The organism is Rhizobium sp. RHZ01, from assembly GCF_014851595.1.
GTDB lineage: Bacteria > Pseudomonadota > Alphaproteobacteria > Rhizobiales > Rhizobiaceae > Rhizobium > Rhizobium altiplani.
On sequence record NZ_JACUZZ010000003.1, the window covers coordinates 45,206 to 65,648 of the forward strand.

Annotated in this window: 19 protein-coding genes and 2 pseudogenes; 10 read left to right on the forward strand and 11 right to left on the reverse strand. The window is 57.5% G+C overall.

Translation table 11 applies throughout. The features are described from left to right. Positions 1-158 precede the first annotated feature (158 nt). Positions 159-830, forward strand: a complete 672-nt coding sequence (locus IB248_RS04850; RefSeq protein ID WP_192240424.1) for a DUF938 domain-containing protein — start codon at positions 159-161, stop codon at positions 828-830. 404 nt (positions 831-1,234) lie between these two features. Here IB248_RS04850 and trbI read toward each other — a convergent pair whose 3' ends face one another. The 9 genes and pseudogenes from trbI to trbB all read right to left on the reverse strand — a co-directional run bounded on the left by trbI (position 1,235) and on the right by trbB (position 8,286). After that, positions 1,235-2,536, reverse strand: a complete 1,302-nt coding sequence (trbI, locus tag IB248_RS04855) for an IncP-type conjugal transfer protein TrbI (RefSeq protein ID WP_192240425.1) — start codon at positions 2,534-2,536, stop codon at positions 1,235-1,237. A gap of 11 nt (positions 2,537-2,547) precedes the next feature. Continuing rightward, a complete protein-coding gene (trbH, locus tag IB248_RS04860; protein ID WP_192240426.1) occupies positions 2,548-2,991 on the reverse strand; it encodes a conjugal transfer protein TrbH in 444 nt (147 codons plus the stop codon). A 3-nt stretch (positions 2,992-2,994) separates the two neighbouring features. Then, positions 2,995-3,807 (reverse strand): P-type conjugative transfer protein TrbG, encoded by an 813-nt coding sequence (gene trbG, locus IB248_RS04865; protein WP_192240427.1) that lies wholly within the window; start codon positions 3,805-3,807, stop codon positions 2,995-2,997. An 18-nt stretch (positions 3,808-3,825) separates the two neighbouring features. After that, positions 3,826-4,488, reverse strand: coding sequence for a conjugal transfer protein TrbF (locus IB248_RS04870; RefSeq protein ID WP_112824142.1), 663 nt, complete (start codon positions 4,486-4,488; stop codon positions 3,826-3,828). A 19-nt stretch (positions 4,489-4,507) separates the two neighbouring features. Continuing rightward, positions 4,508-5,221, reverse strand: a pseudogene (locus IB248_RS04875) (type IV secretion system protein); the annotation flags it as partial. Position 5,222: 1 nt separating this feature from the next. Beyond that, positions 5,223-6,626: pseudogene (locus IB248_RS04880) on the reverse strand (conjugal transfer protein TrbE); the annotation flags it as partial. Between the two features lie 11 nt (positions 6,627-6,637). After that, positions 6,638-6,937 carry a conjugal transfer protein TrbD gene (locus IB248_RS04885; RefSeq protein ID WP_025659142.1) on the reverse strand — a complete coding sequence of 100 codons (300 nt, stop codon included), beginning with the start codon at positions 6,935-6,937 and terminating at the stop codon, positions 6,638-6,640. After that, complete coding sequence (locus IB248_RS04890; RefSeq protein WP_156932682.1) at positions 6,930-7,298, reverse strand: TrbC/VirB2 family protein; 369 nt, start codon at positions 7,296-7,298, stop codon at positions 6,930-6,932. Before IB248_RS04890 ends, IB248_RS04885 begins: the two co-directional genes overlap by 8 nt. Positions 7,299-7,302: 4 nt before the next feature. Then, positions 7,303-8,286: a P-type conjugative transfer ATPase TrbB gene (trbB, locus tag IB248_RS04895; protein ID WP_192240428.1), complete on the reverse strand. Its 984-nt coding sequence runs from the start codon at positions 8,284-8,286 to the stop codon at positions 7,303-7,305. Between the two features lie 376 nt (positions 8,287-8,662). On the opposite strand from trbB, the gene IB248_RS04900 reads away from it, so the two are divergent. The 9 genes from IB248_RS04900 (at position 8,663) to IB248_RS04940 (ending at position 17,570) form a co-directional block, all read left to right on the forward strand. Beyond that, on the forward strand, positions 8,663-9,709 hold the full coding sequence (locus IB248_RS04900) for an ABC transporter substrate-binding protein (protein ID WP_169680837.1): 1,047 nt from the start codon (positions 8,663-8,665) through the stop codon (positions 9,707-9,709). Positions 9,710-9,738: 29 nt separating this feature from the next. Continuing rightward, positions 9,739-10,617, forward strand: a complete 879-nt coding sequence (locus tag IB248_RS04905) for an ABC transporter permease (protein WP_246779216.1) — start codon at positions 9,739-9,741, stop codon at positions 10,615-10,617. After that, positions 10,614-11,417, forward strand: a complete 804-nt coding sequence (locus IB248_RS04910) for an ABC transporter permease (protein ID WP_169680835.1) — start codon at positions 10,614-10,616, stop codon at positions 11,415-11,417. Before IB248_RS04905 ends, IB248_RS04910 begins: the two co-directional genes overlap by 4 nt. Further along, positions 11,414-12,493 (forward strand): ABC transporter ATP-binding protein, encoded by a 1,080-nt coding sequence (locus IB248_RS04915; RefSeq protein WP_169680834.1) that lies wholly within the window; start codon positions 11,414-11,416, stop codon positions 12,491-12,493. Before IB248_RS04910 ends, IB248_RS04915 begins: the two co-directional genes overlap by 4 nt. 115 nt (positions 12,494-12,608) lie before the next feature. Further along, positions 12,609-13,475 carry a TauD/TfdA family dioxygenase gene (locus tag IB248_RS04920; protein WP_025659149.1) on the forward strand — a complete coding sequence of 289 codons (867 nt, stop codon included), beginning with the start codon at positions 12,609-12,611 and terminating at the stop codon, positions 13,473-13,475. Positions 13,476-13,497: 22 nt separating this feature from the next. Further along, positions 13,498-14,151: an RraA family protein gene (locus IB248_RS04925; protein ID WP_192240430.1), complete on the forward strand. Its 654-nt coding sequence runs from the start codon at positions 13,498-13,500 to the stop codon at positions 14,149-14,151. Beyond that, complete coding sequence (locus IB248_RS04930; protein WP_025659151.1) at positions 14,148-15,002, forward strand: carbon-nitrogen hydrolase family protein; 855 nt, start codon at positions 14,148-14,150, stop codon at positions 15,000-15,002. Before IB248_RS04925 ends, IB248_RS04930 begins: the two co-directional genes overlap by 4 nt. Before the next feature lie 111 nt (positions 15,003-15,113). Then, complete coding sequence (locus IB248_RS04935) at positions 15,114-16,196, forward strand: ornithine cyclodeaminase (protein WP_192240431.1); 1,083 nt, start codon at positions 15,114-15,116, stop codon at positions 16,194-16,196. Positions 16,197-16,214: 18 nt separating this feature from the next. Then, positions 16,215-17,570, forward strand: a complete 1,356-nt coding sequence (locus IB248_RS04940) for an MmgE/PrpD family protein (RefSeq protein ID WP_192240432.1) — start codon at positions 16,215-16,217, stop codon at positions 17,568-17,570. A gap of 66 nt (positions 17,571-17,636) precedes the next feature. Here IB248_RS04940 and IB248_RS04945 read toward each other — a convergent pair whose 3' ends face one another. Together IB248_RS04945 and IB248_RS04950 are read right to left on the reverse strand one after the other, a co-directional pair. Further along, the gene (locus IB248_RS04945) at positions 17,637-18,995 is read right to left on the reverse strand and encodes an amidohydrolase family protein (protein WP_192240433.1); all 1,359 of its coding nucleotides are present in this window, start codon (positions 18,993-18,995) and stop codon (positions 17,637-17,639) included. Further along, on the reverse strand, positions 18,977-19,675 hold the full coding sequence (locus tag IB248_RS04950; RefSeq protein WP_192240434.1) for a response regulator transcription factor: 699 nt from the start codon (positions 19,673-19,675) through the stop codon (positions 18,977-18,979). Before IB248_RS04950 ends, IB248_RS04945 begins: the two co-directional genes overlap by 19 nt. Between the last annotated feature and the right edge of the window lie 768 nt (positions 19,676-20,443).

Sequence of the window (20,443 nt, forward strand, 5' to 3'; positions counted from 1 at the left end):
GCCGGGCGGGCGGGTAATCCGACGCATGCTGGACGTTCGGCCGCACTCGGCCGAACGCACGCGCCGACGCCTCCCTTCGGAAGTTCGAAATCTTTGGTTTCAGTCCCATCATTTCAGCTATAAAATGGGAGATATCGCTCAAAGGGGATTCAAGACCCATGCCCACAGAGAAGGAGGGCCGTGCGCCTGTTGCGCTGGAACAGCGCGACGTAGGCGCCGACCAGCGGATGTTCTCGCCTTCCGTTGCGCGAAATTCGGCGCCGATCCTCGCGGTCCTAAGACGTGTCCTTCCAACACATGGCACCGTGCTGGAGATTGGTTGCGGGACCGGCGAGCACGCTGTGTGTTTTGCGGGAGCAATGCCCAACCTCACCTGGCAGCCGAGCGATCCGGATGCCGACGCCCGCGCCAGCACGTCCAGCTGGATCAAATTCGCAGGGCTGAAGAATGTGCTGGCACCGCGGGATATTGATGTGTGCTCAGGACAATGGGGCGTCGAACAAACGGGGCATTTTGACGCCATCGTGTCGATCAATATGATCCATATCGCGCCATGGGCGGCAAGCTTAGGATTGTTCGCAGGAGCTGGCCGCTTGCTTCGCGCTGGTGGGCTTCTTGTTCTCTACGGCCCATTCATGCGCGACGGCGCACACAACGCCCCCTCCAATGCTGCTTTCGACGTGGCTCTAAAGGAGCGAAACCCATCCTGGGGTGTGCGTGATATCGCTGATCTTCAACACGTGGGTGAGGCCGCCGGACTTAATCTCCGCGAGACGATCGAGATGCCGACCAACAATATGTTGCTGGTTTTCTCCACCGGCAGTGCCTGAACGACAATCGTCACAGACCCGGAGATGGCCGGACCACAAAGGTGCCAACGGTGCTGCCCCTGCGACAAAATGGGAGGACGCGCCATGTCCACGCTCCTCTTCAGCAAGAATAGTGTGCTGCGTTCATCCCTTGAGCCCACTTCCGATAGCGGTTATCTACAGGCTCACAGGAGGCTGCATCCTCCAAGCGGCAATCGCAGAGTTTATTCAACGTCACCACTGAAGCGGTAACAGTTTCCGGGATTTGCTGCCACGCTCGAGGCACTGCAGCTAGAAATCACAACGTCGGATACAACTCGCTGCTGCTCGATGCTCAATATTGTCAGTGGGCGTCCAACTGCCCAAAACGTCGCCACACGTCTCCATTCTCCACACTCAAAAAACGTCGGTTGCCGAGGCAAAGGCTAGTTTTCAACGTACTGCGAGGGAAAGATAATGTCCTGATCGACCAGAACATTGAATTTGTAGCCAGGCCTGATCCGAACTGTCGGCTGAACGTTCAGATTCTTGGAAATGGTTTGCTCGGCCACCCGACCGAAGGTTTCCGCAAAGTTTCGTCGCACAGCATCTGAGGCAGTGTCCTGTGTCGCAAGCGTTGAACTCTCGGGTATCGCCATATCGATCCCGGTCCCTAGCAGAGCGATAAGAACCGCCGACCCAAAGGTAGGCCATAGGTGACGATCGGTTTTGTCTTTGAACCCGCCGTATCCCTCCGCGTCCGTGCCCGCCATGCCGCCGAGCTGCAGCGTTGACCCATTCGGAAAACTGATGTCGGTCCACACAACGAGGACGCGTTGCTGGCCGAACGAGACCTTGGAATCGTAGCGTCCGAACAGCTTGGCGCCTTGCGGGATGAGAAGGCGGTAACCGGTTGCGCTGTCGTAGACATTTGCGCTGACCTGAGCAATTGCCCTCCCGGGCAGGTCGGAATTGAGACCGGTGATGAGAGTTGCCGGTATCACAGAACCGCGCTTTAGCTCATATGGCGAGAGCTGCGGCACGACCTGCTTTGAGAGGTAACCAAGGTCCTTGATGTCCTGATTGAAAAAAGCCTCCTTCGAGACCTGACCGCTCGGATCAAAATTCTGGCTGATCAGGCCCGACTTCATCGCCGCCGCGTAAAGATCGGATGCGCCACTTGTGCCGTCGTTAAGGCTCTGCGGATCACCGGTTTTGGTGCCTGTGGAAGTTTGCCTAGCATCGGAAATATCCACTTTCAACGGAGAGTCATAGGCGGTCACGCGAGCCTGGAGGCGTGCCATGCGCTGTCTTTGTGCCTCGCGCAAGAACTGTTCGTCCTGTTCGCGCTTTAGCCGCGTCCTCCACTCCTCCTCAGATTCAAGTCGAAGTCGCCGCTCTTGTCGGTCAATCGGTTCGTGTTCGGCAACCGGCTGCTTGACGGGCTCCTTCTCGATTGCCCGCGGCGTTGGCTGGAATATTTCCTGCCTTTCCGGCTCGCCGATGATGCCGTCGGAAATACCTTTCTTCAGCTGGTCTCCGAAATTCGTTGCCGGCGTGTTCGACGTGGTGTCGAAATCACTCCCACCATTGAATGTTGCCCCACGCCAGGAAAGTCCGACCACCACGACACCGAGGAACAGCACGGTGATGACAATGGCAATGACGATCGGCAGGCGATTGAGGCGGCGCATAGCTCGCTGATCGACCGCGTGGCTCGTGGCGCCAAGCTGAAGCGACTGGACCATTGTTGTCTCTCTTACTGTCGTTGCATGATGGAGAGCGGACTTGCGGGCGTGGCGCCCGCGGGTGTCGTCGCGTAAGCGCGGCCAAGCGCGATCGACGGTGTCATCAGGCGTGCAAGGACCTCACCATTGAGGCTATCGATCGAGTAGGTGAGTTGGATTGGCTTTTGGTTCTTGCCGACTCTCCCGTCCGTGATGACGACAAAACCCCATCCCCTCAGTGCTGCCTCAAGCGCGCTTGCATAGTCCGAGCCGTCCGCATCCATCTTGATGGGTGTCCTCACCGGTCTGTCGATCTGCTCGGCAAACTGGCTTGCCATATCGCCTGCGATGGCATTCGCGGCGACTGGCCCGACGGCGGCTCCCGATGCCGAATGGGTGTCAATCGGTCCGCCAGCCGCCTGGCATCCAGAAAAGAGGCTGCACGTGATAAGCAAGCAGGGGGCCAATTTGTGCATTGATCAGCCTCCGCGCCGAATAGTAATTCTCTGCTGGTGCCAACCGACGCCCGATACAAGGATTGCTTCGTCGAGCGCATAATCGACGACCATGATGTCGTTCTTCATGCGATAGTTGACGATCCGGTTCTGTCCACCGGAAACGACAAAGAGTACAGGGGCGTCTTGACCCGCGATCGACTTTGGAAACTGGATGTAGGTCTTGGCCCCGTCGGAATAAACGCGCATTGGTTTCCACGCCGCCGAACCGCTGAGCGAATAGGAAAAACTCAGCCTCTCAGGGGCTGCGCCAAGGTTGCTTCCAGTTTCCAGTCGCGCATTGATGTCGGCGAGCTTGGTCGGAACGTCTTCCGGATACTCGAAACCGACGCGCGCCATATACTGGCTTGGGTGCGATTTGAGCTGGATATGATAGGTCCGGCGGGACGTCGTGACGACCATCGACGTCAACAGGCCAGGCTCCGACGGCTTGACGACAAGATGGATCGCCTGCCCACTGGTTGCACCTGATGTCGCAGGCTCGACTTTCCATCGGACAGTATCGCCGACGAGGACGTCGCGTACGATTTCGCCCCCCTGAAGCTCGATGTCGCAAACCTGCAGTGGAGAACAGACGACCGAGGGCTGGGCTTCGCCAAAGAGAAACATGACCTTCCCGTCCGGACCCGTTGCAACAAGGGCCGGCGTTCCTCGCCACTTCCTCGAGACGTCCGTCGCCTTGACCTCATTTGGCGTCATGCCTTGCGCAAGCGAAGCGCCTGCGAAGACGAGTCCGATCATGCAGCCGAAGGCTGCCATCAGTTCTGTTTTGTACATTCGGAAACTCCCCTGCCCTTAAAGCTGTGCGGTCCAGTCGAAATCCCGAACGTAAAGGCCGATCGGGTTAACGCGGATGATTGCCTCATCCTGTGGTGCGGTCAGTGCAACCGTTGCGATCCCGCGAAAACGGCGCGTGCCGGTTTCTTTGCCCTTGCGGTCCCTCTCGTACTCCGTCCAGTCGATCTGATAGGTTTGCTGCGAGAGTGCCACGATGTTGTTCACCTCGATGGCAACCGTCGATGTCTTGGCCTTCTCGAACGGCGAATTGCCGCGAAACCAACCGTTTACCTTCTGCGTCGAGGGGTCGGAAGTCCGTAGAAGGGCATAGGTGCGATCGATATACTGCTTCTGCACCACGGCATCCGGCGTAATCGACCGGAAGCTGGTTACAAAATTGCCAAGTGCCGCCCTGACCACGCGTGCGTCGGCATACTCGATCTGCTCCGGGAAACCTGCCGTGACCGAGGTGCCAAGTTTATCCACCTCGACGATGTAAGGGACCAGCCTGACCTGGGTGCTGAGGTACAAAGCATACCCAAAGCCCGTCACTGCCATGGCGAGAGCGAGGATCCCGACGGTCCGCCATGCAGCAGCGGCCTTGACGTAAGAGCCGTAGCGCTCGGACCATTCCTGCCTGGCGACAAGGTACGGGTTTTCGGAAGGCCGGTTTGCTGCCATTCGATTTCTCTCCTAAGGATCACGGTTTATCGCTGCGTTCGGGAGGTGGCTTAAGGCCAGCGCGACCGCTCAAGCTGGCATCGAGTTTGGCATTGGCAAGGCCGAGGATCGAGCCGGCATAGGCACCGGGCGAGCCGATCGCCTTTTCCTTCGCTGCCGATGCGACTGCTTTGCCGGCGGAGCTGATGCCAGCACCGATGCCGCGCGCGGCAGCCCCGGCAAGCGAGGACCCGGCGGCGCGAGCTTCCTTTGCAGCAGCAAAGCCTGCGATGATAGCGCCCGTACCTAGAAAGAAGCCTGCCAAGGCGACCGAAGCAGCCTGACCGCCGTGTCGAATGACCTCCATACCGCCCGTAACCGAGGCTCCCTGCACGACACCCTGTATGATGTTCGGCACGTACATTGCGATAATGAAGACAACGACAGCTATGCCGGCGATCGCGAGCGCAGTTTGGAAGTGATTGCCATAGTCCGGGTCATCGGCCAGTCCGATCAAGACCTCGGACCCGATGTGCGAGATCATGACAAGTGCCATGAGTTTCATCCCGACAGAGAACGCGTATACGAGATATCGTATGGCGAAGTCTTTGGTGAAGGATGACCCTCCAAGACCGAGCATGATCATGCCTGCGAGCAAGCCGAGGTACATCTCAACCATCACGGACACAAATATCGCAGCGACCAAAGAGAAAGCAATGACGCTCACCACCATCGCAAAAGCCGCTGAGATGGATGCCTGAGCCTGTTGGACCGAAGATCAGCGTGTGACCGACGTCGTCGACATGAAGGTTCAGCCGAAAGGACGTCGAGCCGCTGGCGACTTGCATCAGCGGTGGAGAGTTTTGTGCGTAGAACGGGCACGGTGCCGTCGGGTTGCCAGACCACACGGAGTTAAGAGGAATGAGATCTGCGAGATTACTGGTGTTGATAAGCGGTTCACGGATGTTGCAGTACCAGTTGCCGGGTAGGCTGCCGAGATAGGCGTCCGTTGCATTCAGCGTTTCGATCCTCGCTCCAAAGCCCTCTGCCTGCACCAGCCGGCGGATTGCCTCGGCCTTTTCTTGCAACGCCTCGCTGTTTCCGTCGAAGAGGACGACAACCGGCGTGTAGTATCCGTAGGCGACAAGCCGGGATGAGGCATGTGCGATCGCGTCCTCCGTTTCGGCCACCATGGCCATAGCGTCCTGATCTATGGAGCGGCTTTGCGTCTGAAACAGCTGATCGAAAAAGGGTCGTACCTTCTGTTGCCATTTCTTCCGCGTGCGCTCGAGCTTCTGGCGTGCTTCTTCCGCGTCCAGGACAATGAAGCGCGATGACCACCTGTAGGTCAGCGGCATCAGATCGAGGGAGTTCAAGATCCCCGGCCAGCTTTCGGCGGGCAAACCGTCGATCGCAACCACACCGAGAAATCGGTTTTCAACCTTCGGCGTCAGTCCATGTTCAAGCTGTGCCGTTACAAGCCAGTCAAGATACATGGGCACATCCGGCAAGCGGACGGGATAATTGTCACCCGTGATGCAGAAGCGGATGAATTGCAGAAGTTCGTCGTATCGGGCAACCGTCGTCCCACCCCGGTCGCTTGTCTCACGTGTTTCCATGCGTCGGATAGAGAGCGTGTTGGCAAGATACTGTTCGACCTCTCGCACCGCATTCTTGAAAATGGCAAGCACTGTATCCGCGTAAGACCTCTTGCGGCTTTCTTCGTCAGAGTAGATGTACCTGCTGAGCGCAGACTTCTTAGCCTCAAGTGGCCGATGGGTCAGGATCACTGCGTGCTTGCTTTCAAAATGCCCCTGTTCCCGTACGAAATGCGCTCGGCGCTCGGCATCGATTGCTCGCGTGACAGCGTCGGGAAAATGGCAGCGGTCCTCGGAGGGGTAGTCGACGGTCGGAACACGGATCGCTTCGACCTGGATCATCCACCCACTGCCAAGTCGCGACAGAACTGCGTTGATCTGTCGCGAAAGCTCATTGCGCTCGAGATCGGTCGCACTTTCTGAATCAGGTCCGGCAAAGTACCAGCCAGCCATAAGGCTCCCGTCCTTGAGGAGTAGCACGCCGTTGTCGACAAGGCCTGCATAGGGAACAAGATCTGCAAAAGAGGGATCCGTGATCCTGAATGCTCTCAAAGCAACCATGGCCCACCTCCTCAGTATTTGCGCCACGGCGAGGTGGTTGGTTTGTAGAAAGGCTTGTATGAAATGTGCCTGATATAGACCTGACGCATGAGCGGATCCGACTTCGCCAACATGCGTAGCAGGCCGATGACGACAATCCACACCGCGACGCCGAACACTACGGAGTACACAGTCAAGACCACGAAGATGAGAATGGCTGCTGCCAAGCCAGTAATCAGCACCAGTTCGCGGTCAGCGCCCATCAGAAAATTTGGGCGAGACAATGCCCGATGGATGCGGTTTCGTTGCAAGCCGGACAGGGATTCAGCCATTTGCTTTCTCCTCTCGTTCCAACACCTTCGATGATGAGCGTTGATCATCGATCCATCCGATCGATGCGCCTGTTGCGTCGAATAGAGCGACAATCCGGGTAGCGCCAAGGAGGATACCGGCCACAAGGACCACGTACACCATACGTCGCGCGAAATCGTTGAGTTCGCCGCCGAAAATCAGCATCCCCCCTGCGATCGCGACGGCAGCCAGCGCAATGTAACCGGCGACGGGGCCCGTGATCGATTGTTGGATCCGTTCGAGCGGGCCCTCCCAGGGAAGCCCGCCGCCGGTACTGGCGAGCGCGGGCATCACTGTCACGAAAAGGAGTGCTGCGCTGAAAAAAGCGGTAGCAAGCGGAATTTTCCTATGTGGCACGGCGACGCTCCTGTTCTTCGGTTGGTTGGTCGGATTGGATTTCGTATTGGCCATTGACGAAACGTCTGACCCGAATGACGTCGCGCACACGACGGCCCCGCGGAGTGCGTTCAATAGAGACAATCAGATCGACTGCCTCCCCGATGACTGCCTCCATTGGCTGCATGCTTGCCTCAGCGGTAAGCTGCTCCAGGCGGCGTAGCGCCGAGACTGCGGTATTCGAGTGGATCGTGGCCACCCCCCCAGGATGACCGGTGTTCCATGCCTTCAGCAATGTGAGCGCAGCACCGTCTCTGACTTCACCAACAACGATACGGTCGGGGCGCAGGCGCATCGTGCTCTTCAACAGCCGGGCCATGTCAACAGCGTCGCTGGTGTGCAGCAGAACCGCATTGTCGGCTACGCACTGGATCTCGGCGGTGTCTTCGAGCACAACGAGGCGATCCTCAGGAGCGCACTTGACGATCTCGTCGATGACAGCGTTCGCAAGTGTCGTCTTTCCCGAACCAGTTCCGCCCGAAATGATGATATTCAAACGCGAGCTGACCGCATTTCGGATGGTCGCGGCCTGCACTTCTGTCATGGTTCCCGAGCTGACGTACTCGTCCAACGGGATCAGAGAGGACGCCCTTCGGCGTATCGTGAATGTCGGCTTTGCGACCACCGGAGGCAGCAACCCCTCAAAGCGGTGGCCGCCAATCGGGAGCTCACCCGAGATGATGGGGTGGTCGGTGTCGACAGCGCACTGCAGCGCGTGTGCGACCGTACCAATGACGATTTCCGCTGCCGCTGAGGCCACTTGGCCGTGCGGTGAAAACCCTTGGCCTAGCCGTTCGACAAAGACCTTGCCATCAGGGTTCAAGACGATTTCAACGACACTCGGGTCATCAATTGCGGCACACAGGCGGTCGCCCAGGGCATGACGCAATTTGCTGATCAAACGAACTTGAGCAGGATGTTGCATTGTCACCATGCGACCTTCGGTTGGAGTGCAATTTCGTTCTGCTGGTTCGCACCGGGAAAGTGCGGTTGGAGGTGAAATTGCCCACTTGCGATCCGATGATCCACTCGCAAACTTGTTAGTGATTTCTCGTCGTCGACGACATTTCGTTAACCCGCGGTCCGTGGGCGGAACTTGGCCGAAGTCGGAGCGCGACGCTGGCGACCAAACGACTGGTTCCAATCCATTTCAGAAGCAAATGACGGCAGAAGCGCTCGACCCGTTCGGGGTCCTATGGAAGGCCAATTCATCTCCGCAGCACATGAATCGTTGAAATCCGATATTGGACCACTGGCGGTCCGCTGAAGACCATTCCCATGGGAACAACGCCAAGAAGCGAGATCATGTCATGGGAAGAACAAGACTAATTTTCACTGTGTCGGCCTTCGCGGTCGCAGCTCTTGCCACGCCGCTGCGCGCGGAAACGCTTGTCGTCAACAGCTATGGAGGACCTTACGAAGCCATCATCCGCAAGGCCATCATCGAGCCATTCGAGCAGCGAACTGGGATAGATGTCGTCTATGACCCCGTCGGCTCAGCCTCGCAGGATTATGCGAAGATCAAGGCGACCACGGGCCGGCCCGGCTTTGACGTGGTCGTCATGACCGCCTCTCAATCGCTGCAGGGCTGTAAGGACGGCGTTCTGGAAAAGCTTGACGCAAATAGCATCCCGAACCTTGCGAAACTCTCGCGAAGACTGACGGAAACGGCCGGTCCCTGCGGTGCTGTGCACGAGGTCCAGTACATGTCGTTGCTTTACCGCACGGACAAGTTGGCAACGCCGCCGGTATCTTGGTCAGCACTTGCCTCAAGCGACCTCGAGGGTCGGGTCGTCCTGCCGACATTTCAAAACACCATGGCCATCTACCTTGTCGAAATGTTCTCACTGATGAATGGCGGCGACCTCGTCGACAATCTCGCTCCTGGGTTCAGGGCAGTGGCCGCAATCGCCAAGCAATCGATCGGCTTCGAACAGAGTTCGGCAATTCTCGAGAGCTACATTAAGGATGGAACCGTCTGGGCGATGCCTTTCTGGAGCGGCCGGGCGCAATTGCTTGTCGATAGCGGCTTGCCTGTGGATTACATCAAGCCAAAGGAGGGCAGCATCCCGCTTGTCGCCACGCTGAACATTCCAATCGGCGCCGAGCATAAGGATGCTGCGAGAAAGTTCATTGACTTCTTCCTGGAGAAAACCAGTCAGGAAGCGTGGGTGGGCGGTTACAAGGTGGGGAGCGCCCGCACCGACATCGATGTTCCGGCCGCGATAAAAGCACGCCAGATCACCTCAGATGCAGACTTGAATTCCCTTCATTTGCCGAACCTGACTACCGTCGCAGAACGCCTGCCCAAATGGGCGGAACAGTGGGAACGCGACGTTGTCGCGCACGCAAATTGAGGGGTCCCATGACTATTATTGCCTTAGAGATGCCTGGCAAACGGCGAGTGTTTGCCAGGGGTTGGATCAGGTTTCTGGGATTGTCACCAGCGACCTGTCTGCTGGTATTTTTCTTCGCTCTGCCGATGGGAATGATGATCGGAATGAGCTTTCACAATCCGTCATCGCAGAAAATGAGCCTTCTTAGCTATTCGCGTTTTTTTACCGACGGCCTGTCACTCCTCGGCTTTTGGAGGACAACTCTCATGTCGAGTCTGGTTGCGATTTCGGCAACCTTGCTCGCCTATCCAGTTGCCTACTATCTGGCGCGTTCGAGAGGGCGGTGGCGTTCAATCGTGTTTGCCATCGCGCTCGCGCCCGAGCTCGCCGGTGTCGTTCTGCGAACCTATGGCTGGCTCATCATCCTGGAAGACAGGGGTTTCATCAACGATGTCCTACTTCACGCGGGGCTGATTTCGTCCCCGCTTCCCTTGTCGAAGAACTTGTTTGCGGTTGTCATCGGTCTCACCCATGTCGTGTTGCCTTTCGCAATCCTGTCCTTGACGACAAGTATCCAAGGCATAGATGACAACCTCGAACGCGCAGCCCAGATATTGGGAGCGCCGCGTCATGCCGTTGTCTGGCACATCCTGCTTCCTCTGTCGGTTCCGGGTCTCATAAGCTCATTCCTTCTTTCCTTTACAATGTCTGCTAGCGCCTATGCGACGCCCGCGCTGCTCGGCGGAGCCAGCTTCAAGGTCCTGGCGACCATGATTTCCGAGCAGGTCCTCTTCTATATCGATTGGTCCTTCGCAGCTGTCATGGCGAATGCGCTGCTGATCCTCATGCTCGTGATCTCGTACGCCGGGGTGCGTTTCGAGGCGGGTTATCGCCAAAAGTATCAGAGCGTCGCAGGAGGTATGGAATGAACAGAGTGATATCCGCGCTGTTTTGGTGTGCTCTTGCACTGGTAATCGCCTTCATCGCGCTGCCAATTGTGGTGGTCTTTGCAGCTTCTCTCAGTCCAACCGGCGACGTGACATTTCGACCGTGGGAGTGGACGGTCAAATGGTACTTCGATCTTGCGTCGCAGCGGTGGCTTGGACCGTTTTGGCTAAGTGTCAAAATTGCCATTGTCGTTTCTGTCGTAAGTGGCGCGATCGGAACCGTTGCTGCTTATGTCGTCGCTTACGAGAAGTTCGCAGGAAGCGCGGTCGTCATGGCCGCACTCCTTTCGCCGCTTTCCGTGCCGCAGATCGTAAAGGGTGTGGCAGTGGTTCTGTTTTTGTCCGTGATCGGACTACAGCCGTTGCTCGGAACGCCGGCTCTCATTGCCGGTCACTGCGTGCTTGCGCTTCCCTTTGTGGTTCGCATGGTTGCCACGTCGATTGCAAACTTTGACTGCAACCTCTTCCGAGCAGGACAGATTCTCGGGGCCAATCAATGGCAGCGGATCAGGTTCATCCTCCTGCCTGCGATCAAGCCGGGTATTCTGTCAGGGGTGACATTCGCATTCATCATCTCGTTCAACAATATTCCGCTCTCGGTGTTTCTGGTGCGACCGGGAGAAACCACGCTGCCGATCACCGTCATAAACTATCTCGAATACAGCCTCGACCCCGTCATGGCTGCGGTCAACGTCGCATCCATGGCCTTCATTCTGATCGTGATTTTCAGCTTCGAAAAACTCGGCGGTTTTTCCGCCCAACTGCATGGTGGTAGCAAATGAGTGCAATCGACGTGGAACTGATCTCCGTCAGCAAATCCTTCGGTCCGATATCGGTCGTCACAAACATTGATCTTAAGATTCCGAAGGGAGAATTCGTCAGTATTCTCGGACCGTCCGGGTGCGGGAAGACCACAACCCTCAACATGATCGCGGGGTTTAGCGCGCCGTCCGGCGGCGACATCCGTATTCGCGGCCGCAGCCAGGTTGATGTTCCTCCCGAACGCCGAAACATCGGCCTCGTTTTTCAGAACTATGCACTTTTTCCACACATGACCGTCGCCGAAAATGTTGGGTTCGGCCTGCGTATGAAGGGCACGCCAAAGAACGAAATCGGATCAATCGTTCAGTCCTCGCTTCGCAGGGTTCATCTCGACACACTGGCAGACCGCTATCCCAGAGCGCTGTCGGGCGGACAACAGCAACGCGTCGCCCTGGCGCGGGCGCTTGCGCCACGACCCTCGGTTCTTTTGCTCGACGAGCCGTTATCCAATCTTGACCTGAAACTGCGCGAAGCAATGCGTGCGGAATTGAAGGAGATGCAGCAGGAACTGGGTATGACCTTCATCTACGTCACCCATGACCAGGAAGAAGCGATGGCAATGTCCGATCGTATCGTCGTCATGTGGAAGGGGGTCGTCGCGCAGCAAGGGGATCCCGGTTCCATCTATGGCGATCCACAATCGACCTTTGTCGCCGATTTCATCGGGAAGTCCAATATTCTGACATTGAGGGAGGTAACGTCGACTGGAACCGCATGGGATGCTGCAATCGACAGGTGCGACATAAGACTTCGCGCGACGCGCGGAAAGGGAGATGCTCGCTATTGTGTCATTCGACCCCAAGACATCCAGCCGCTTGTCGACGACGCTCCGGTTCCGGAGGATTTCAACGTGCTTAGAGGTATGTTGCGAAGAGTGATAAATCTTGGGGCATCGCTCGAGATGAGCGTTGAACTCGCGCCCGAAATTCACGTCAGCGTTCTGGTTCCTTCCGCAGGGTCGGACGCAATGCCGGCCCCTGGGCAACAGCTGAAGCTCGGCATTCCTGCCTGTGCATTGAAACTCCTGGCCGACTGAGCAGCGATCGATAAAGCAGCCGCATCAATGCCTCGGGGTTCATATTGGAGATCTCCCAGGGGCCCGCTCTAGGATCACCGTGACCTAATCGAGAAGGTCACTATAGGAGATGAAAATGCTTACAAAGGAGCGGCTTAAGGCCATTCAGCATTCCAGCAACGTGTGTGCTGATATCGAGGGTTTTGATTTCGACCGATACGACAGCCGCGACATCGAGGCGATCCGAAGGTACTGGCTGCAGTATGGGGTAATACGGTTCAAGCAGACCCGCATCACAGACGCGCAGCAGGTGGCATTCTCCCGGCATTTCGGCGAGTTTGTCATCCACCCGAAGCAGTTGCAGGAAGGGGGACATCCAACGCACAGGGAAATTCTTGTCATCAGCAACGCAATGACCGACGGCAAGCCCAGTGGAGCCATGGGAAACAGTGAGGCCACCTGGCATACGGACACATGGTTCTACGAGAAGCCTCCGGCTGGGGCGATTTTGCGTGCAGTTCAAGTCCCTCCTTCAGGCGGTGATACCTACTTCCTGTCGACCTATCTTGCCTACGAAACACTGCCGGCGACACTGAAAGCAGCCGTCGATGGACGGCAGATCTTCTTCCAGAACGTCTATGACAAAACGGGTAAGCTGCGGCTGGGAAAATCGACCCCGAAGAGCCAGGACTATCGCGAGTGGAGCGGCGTCGTGCACCCACTTGTGCGCACTCACGGCGAGACGGGTCGCAAGGCGCTTTATCTCGGCGGAACAATTGACGGCGCATGGATCGTCGGAATGAGCCGCGACGAGAGTGAAGCGCTGTTGGCGGAGCTGTGGGATCACACTACCAGCACCAAGCAAGTCTTTGTGCAGCAGTGGGACGAAGGAGACATCATGATGTGGGACAATCGATGCACGATGCATCGTCGCGATTCATTTGATCCGGCCTTCATCCGGATCATGCACCGTACGACGACCTCAGGCGAACGGCCAGTCTGATCCCAAAAACGAAGAGCTATCCGTGACAATGTTCTATCAATTGATGGATCGCCATCCACCCCTGAATCCTGACCTGATCGAACTATTGTCATCGGTAGAGACGGCGACGATTGGCCACGTGGAGCATGTGGGATTTGTGGGAAGTCAGGTCCTTCCGCTGTTCCCGGCTCATGCGGCCGGAGTTGCCGTAACCGTCGCGGCCCCCGGCCGCGACGGTTCTATCATCTACAAGGCGATCGACCAGCTCATGGCCGGCGATATGCTTGTGATCTCTCGTGTCGACGGCGATGACATCGCCTGCGTGGGAGGCGGGGTGGCGATGGCTGCCATGGCGAAGGGCGCCGTTGGCATCGTCGTGGACGGTCCATGTACTGATGTCGAGGAGATCGTGGAAGTTGGGCTGCCGGTCTGGTGCCGGGGTGTGTCCTCCAAGACCACCAATCGTCAATTCAGCATCGGTGGTTCCTTGAATGTTCCCGTCGCCTGCGGACGTACCGCCGTGTTGCCTGGCCAGGCCGTACTTGCCGACCGCTCCGGAGTGTTCGTCGCCGATGCCAACCGGATGCGCCAAATCGCTGAAGCAGCAAGGCAACGCCAGCAAAGATCGGTCGCCGTGCGAACGCATCTGGCGGCAGGCAGATCGATTTTTGAATTCCAGCCGGAGACCGGATCGTGAAAATCGCGTTGATTCAAATGAACTCGCAACCGGACCGCCGCCGGAATCTGGTTCAGGCCGAGCGGCTGATGAACGAAGCGATGCGCGGAACTCCCGACCTGATTGTTCTACCTGAGCACTTCGATTGGATGGGAGGAACCGCAGATGACAAACGGCGCGCCGCCGATCGCGTCCCCGGGGGCGAGGCCTACGGTTTCATCGAGCGTTTTGCGAAGGACAATTCAGTCTGGATACATGCCGGCAGCTTGCTGGAACGGCAGCGCAACGACGGACCCGTGCACAACACGACGATCGTGTTTAATGCGCGCGGCGAGCAGGTCGGCCGCTATCGGAAGATACATATGTTCGACATAACGGCGCCGAACGGGATGACATACGCGGAATCGTCGGTTGTGACGCCGGGCGATGATCTTCTTATCTACGAGTTGAATGGATACAGGATCGCATGCGTGATCTGCTACGATCTTCGTTTCTCGCGCCTGTTCGATCGGTTGGCCAGCGAGATGGTCGATATCTTCATTCTCCCCGCTGCGTTCAACCGCCAAACCGGACGCGCGCACTTTGAGGTCCTATGCAGGGCGCGGGCGATCGAGTATCAGGCTTACTTCGTCGCATGTGGTCAATGTGGCAGTTACCCAACTCCCGGCGGCCCGCGCCGGGAAACGTTAGGCCGTTCTCTTGTTTGCGACCCCTGGGGAACGGTGATTGGCAAAGCCGGCCACTTTCCGGCAGTTCTCCAGGTCGAAATCGATCCGCATCGCCTTGCCGAAGTACGGCGCCTGATTCCGATGTCAGAGCATCGGGTGCTCCTTGATGGCAAGCACCTCCACATCAAGCCGGAACGCATGTAGCGCCGGCGTTTCGCAAGCGCTTTGCTTTCCCAGGAATTTATCCAAGCTTCACCCTGCCGTTTCCTCCGGATCGCTAGGTTCTTCCGATTGGCGAGAAGGAGAAACCCGTCCATGCAGGAACAGAACATTCAAGCTAGTCGCGACGTGAAATTTCTCAATTGTGAAGAAATCCGCGCCGCAGGCGCCGACCTGACCACGCAGGAGCTTCTGGACGCAACAGATGCGGCTTGGCGGGACATCCGGTCAGGAAAATCGTTTGGTGGCAAGTCCGTGCTGTCGCTGCCAGAGGAAGCCTTCTGGGAGGTCGAAAGCGTCGCTCCATTCAAGTCCCAGTTTGAGAACGAGCGGTTGGGATGGAAATTGTCGTGCCTCTACAGCGTCAATGATCAATTCGGCGGCGTCAAGATCATCGGTGCCAACGCGTTCAACCGCAATCTCGGCTTTCCGCGATCGACCTCGACCGTACTGCTGCTGGAGAAGCGAACCCTGCGCCTCGTGACGGTTCTGGAAGGAACCGCAATGTCCGCCCGGCGCACGGGCACCTATGCAACGACGGTTCTGGGCATGTTCACGAATCCAACGGATAAGCTATCAGTCTTTTTGTTCGGGTCGGGCCCAATCGCCCGCAGCGTGATTGAGTGCCTTGATTTCCGTTTCGCAGACAGGATCGAAGAGATCGTGGTGCGTGGGCGTAGCAGGGAAGGCCTTGAGGCACTGATGGCAGACATCGCGGGTTGCACGACGATCCCAGTCATCCCTGCAAGCGACACCACACGCCTACCGTTCTGCCGGTTTGTGATCACGGCCACGAATTCCAGAACACCTCTGTTTGACGATTGCGCCCTTCATCGACGCGCCATATCGCTGCATCTCGGTGGAGATGAGGTCCCAGAGACCTACCTCCAGCGAGCACTTCGATCGGGTCTTGTCGTCTGCGATGACGTAGCGACCGTCTCTCGCCGGAATTCGCAAAGTATTGCGCTGCATTTCTCCAGGCGCGGCCTTTCCCTCGAGCAGGTCGGCCCGTTGATCGGAGTTGCAGAGCTTTCGGGCTCCGGTGATTTGCACGTCGAGCAGGAAGGTCCGACCTGCGTTACCTGCGTTGGCCTCCCGATGCTCGATCTCTATGTCGCACAGGCAACCTACAAAAAATACCGTGCGTACAACGATCACATGCTGGCAACCCGGACTTGATGGAAGGGAGGCGGTTCATTGTACCTTTCCGAAATACTCGCCGAACATATCTCGGCTGTCGCCGCTCGACCTCCCCTTGCCGAGACGCGCAACATGGCAATCCGGTGTGTTCTTGATCTTATCGGTGCTGCCATCGTCGGTCATTCCTCCGACAGTGCAACGGCAGCGCGCCGATCCGCAGCTACCCTCTTTGGCAAAGGCGATACGCCGATATGGTTTTCGGGACAGGAATTGGCCGCTGTCGGCGCCCTTTTCTGTAACGCAGCAGCGGCCTGCGCCCTTGATATCGATGACGGTCACCGGGCAGCACGAGGCCATCCCGGAGCCTCAGTGGTAACGACTGCCCTTACCATCGGCTCGATGCAACAGCTTGGCGGCGACGACATCATCGCTGCAATTGTCGCAGGCTACGACATTGGAGTGAGGACGGCAGCGGCACAGAACCCGCAAACTATTTCCACGCGGCAGTCGGGACGCTGGGCTGCCATCGCATCCGCCGCAACCGCGGCGGTCTTGCTCAAGGCTTCACCAGGGGTGACTGCTCAGGCGCTTGCCATTGCCGGCGTGCTTGCCCCGAACCAGCAGGCAAATGGTAGCTCGGGTTACTCGAAGATGACCGGCAACGACGTCAAGGAAGGCATCCCGTGGAGTAGTGCCACGGGGCTTATGGCTCTCGAGCTTGCGCGTCGCGGTTTTACGGGTCCTTCTGATCTGTTTGATCACCCTGACTACTACGACCCAAGGCTGCTACTCGGAGAACTCGGTCACCGTTGGGAGATCCTCGGCACTTACTTCAAACCCTATGCGTGCTGCCGCTACATACATCCGGCTCTCGATCGGCTTCTTGAGCTTGTTGAACGCTATGGTCTGACGTCAGAGACCCTCATCTCGATCGATGTCGAGACGTTCGGCTGGGCGCTCCGGCTTGCAAATCGCACCTCGCCGGAGAACCTCGTCGATGTCCAGTATAGTCTTCCCTACTGTCTCGCGATTGCCCTTGTTGACGGCTCCTCCGGATTGTTGCCGATAACAACCAAGTGCCTTGCACGCCCGGATCTCGTTGCTGCTGCAAAGAAGGTTCAGCTCGTGGTTCATCATCAGAGCGACCGCCTCTTTCCGGCCGAAACCCTGGCACGCGTCACTGTTCAAACAAAAAATGGCAAGTTTGTTTCCGACTTGGGTGGCCCACTCGGAGATCCCGGCTTGCCGCTGCTGTGGCACGGTATAGAGGAGAAGTTCTGTCGATTGACAGCCGCCAGGCTTACGCCGGGGAAGCGACAAGCCATTGTCGACGGCGTGCTGGCACTGGCGCAGGGCGAGGCAGGACCGCTATTTGCGGAAATGCCACAGTATTTGGACATGCACGAGGATTGACAGGGTTCATCGCAATGTGAGCGCCTCATGTGGGCACACTACGTCCTGATGCTGGAACCGGACGCTTCATGGGTGCTTGGGGATTTTGTCGCTTCTCGCACCGTTCCAAACGGCGATCATCAGGTGCCGCACGCGAGCAAGGTTGTGGCTTTCGACAATCGCAACATCGGCACGCTTTCCAGGAGCGAGAATGCCCCTGTCTCCCGCAAACTCGGGGAAAATCCGAGCAACGTTGCCGGTTGCAAGCGCTATCGCGCCAGGCAACGTCGTCTGCTCTCGTTGTACCATGCGGTTGATCGCTGCAAGGATGCTGTCCCAATCGCCGCCGGCAAAATCGGTAGACAAGGTATCGACAAGCCCCTCACGGACCAGGAGGTCGATGTTGGTCGCGTCGTTGCGCCAGCGGGTTGTAATGCAGTCGAGTGTTGAAACGTCGATGACGACGCCACGCTTCTTGAGTTCGCGTGCGGAGGCAACACATTCATCCGGACGAAACGAGGGATGGTTGGCGTGAGCCGCCACAACGCGGGCTGATGGATATCGCACTGCCAGGTTCAGTAATGTTCGTGCTGTTGGGAGCGCGTGGTGGAATATGCCTGGCAGGCCATAGTGCGCACTGGCTGCGGCAATCTCCTCCAGTCCTCTCAAGGAGAGCGCGACAGGGGGCATGACGGTTTTCGTTATCAGCTCTACAAGTTTCTGGGCGGACATGATCGATAACAGACCGCATTCGGCGAGAAGTGCTTCGATCAGTTCAATTGGAGCTGCGTCCTTACCGTCGAGGGTGCGTCCAAGGACGGCTTCTTTGAGACTTCGCGCCCATTTCGGGGAGAGCCTGATGCCCGACAATGCAAATATCGCGTCCGGTATGAAGCGATAGTCCTGGGCCCCTCCCCCAAGCGTTTGACCACCGCCGGCTTCGCCAAGCGCTCGCACCCCAGCACCAATCATCGTCTCGATGGTCGCTGCATGATGACGGTCGCTGAGACCGGCGCCGTCAATTGCAAGTGCGGCACGAAGGTTGCTCGGCGTATGCGCGCTCGTGATATGTATGTCGAGAGGATGGTTGTTTCGCCCATCGTCGATTTCATCGGCCAGTGCGAGGCCGCAGACATTCAGGAGAGTAGAGGTGCCGGAAAGCAGGTGTCGGTTGCGAAAGTAATCGACGTCGCTCGACCGAAAGGGCTTGGACCCGCTCGGCATCGAGGGGCCGTGCACACACCCATGCGCATGCGCGTTGATAATGCCGGGAATGATCGTGTAGCCGTCGGCGTCGATGACAAGCGATCCCGCGGCGGCCGCAAGCTGACCCTCCGCGACCTGAACAATCGTTCTGCCGCGAACACGGACGGAACCGCGGGTGTGAACTGTTGATCCATCTCCCGTGACAACGCGGCCATTGAGGATCAAGGTTTCGTACGCCATCGCGCTCTCCTTTCGGGCAGGGAGACGGAGCCGATGCCATAGCCGATGCCGCGCACCGTACGAATGGGGTCAGGGGCTCCCTCAATCCTCAGACACCTGCGCAGTCGCCCGATGTGGACGTTCACCGTCTTGCAATCGACGTATATTCCACTTGGCCAGCACTGCCTGATGATCTCCCTGCGGTCGGAAATCCTGTCGGGCTGAAGAAGGAAGTAGCGCAGGATGGCAAACTCGATCCGTGGAAGGTAGACGGGGCAATCGGCACGCCACACGCGCCGCGCCGCCACGTCCATCTCGATGTCGCCATATCTCAGGCGCTGTGTCGTGCCTTGCATCATCAATGCCCGAAGCAGATGACTGGGCGGAACCGGTCGGGTAAAGACTTCATCGGCGCCCGCGTTGAGGAAGGCGAGACCCTGGCCATGCGCCCCCGGGTCAACCAGGGCGACAATGATGATCGCGCTGCCTGCTCGAAGATCGCAAATCTGCGCACAGGCCGAAACTGCGTCCCTGACCCGGCCGTCAATCAGAAGCGCACAGACGCTGTCTTGGCGCGCGGCGATAACGATGTCATTGGCTTCTGACTGCAGGCTCGTCGCAAAGCCGGAATGCTCTAGAAGGTGGCGGGCAATGAAGCACAGATCGCCGTCCCCTGAGCCGATAACAATCGTCGGTCTCATGGCATACTGTCGCTGTTGTTGTGTTTTGGCACCCGTACAATCTCACGAGAGAGGGTGCGCTTCAAACATTGATGTCCAACGCTCGATTAAGAAATATTTCTACGATGTTCACACGACATCTAAGAACGGGACGAAGCAGACGGCACCTGTCGGACATTACGCCTTGGTATCCCCAAGTGCTGGTTTTCCATTGATATGAATGGCCAATGAATTGATTTGTCGTGAAATTGGAGGCTGCAAAGGAACGGCTGCATAATTTTGTTCTCACCTCGTCCCCTCCGGAGAACCAGATGTGTACCCCTTTGGAAATGTCGAACTTGTCGTCGGAAGAAAGCAGACTGGAGGATGAGGAGCACTGCAATGATCCCCATGTGGCAGCAAAACCCCTACCCTGCCTGACCTGTCGCAACCTCTCCTGTAAAGGACGCAAGGCTCAGCCGCAGCTGGACGGCACCGCCAAAGGCACGGCCCCAACGAATGAGCCCATCGAGTGATAGTGCCGATCATCTTGAGTTTAGTCTTCTCGACATAAGTAACACGCAAAGGTTGCAAATTGCCTTTAAAGATTAAATCGAAATGCCTGAGAAGGCGGGATTAGCAATTATGCGAGTTGGCAAGAGTAAATATTGACCGCAACCTTAGAGGGATTATCGTCGGACCTGTCATACGCTTCCGACATGGCATTCAATCCATAAGGGCAGGCGGAGAGAACTCATTCAAGCGAAGATCATCTTTGCGGATAACGGCGGCACGGATGCTCATCCAGTC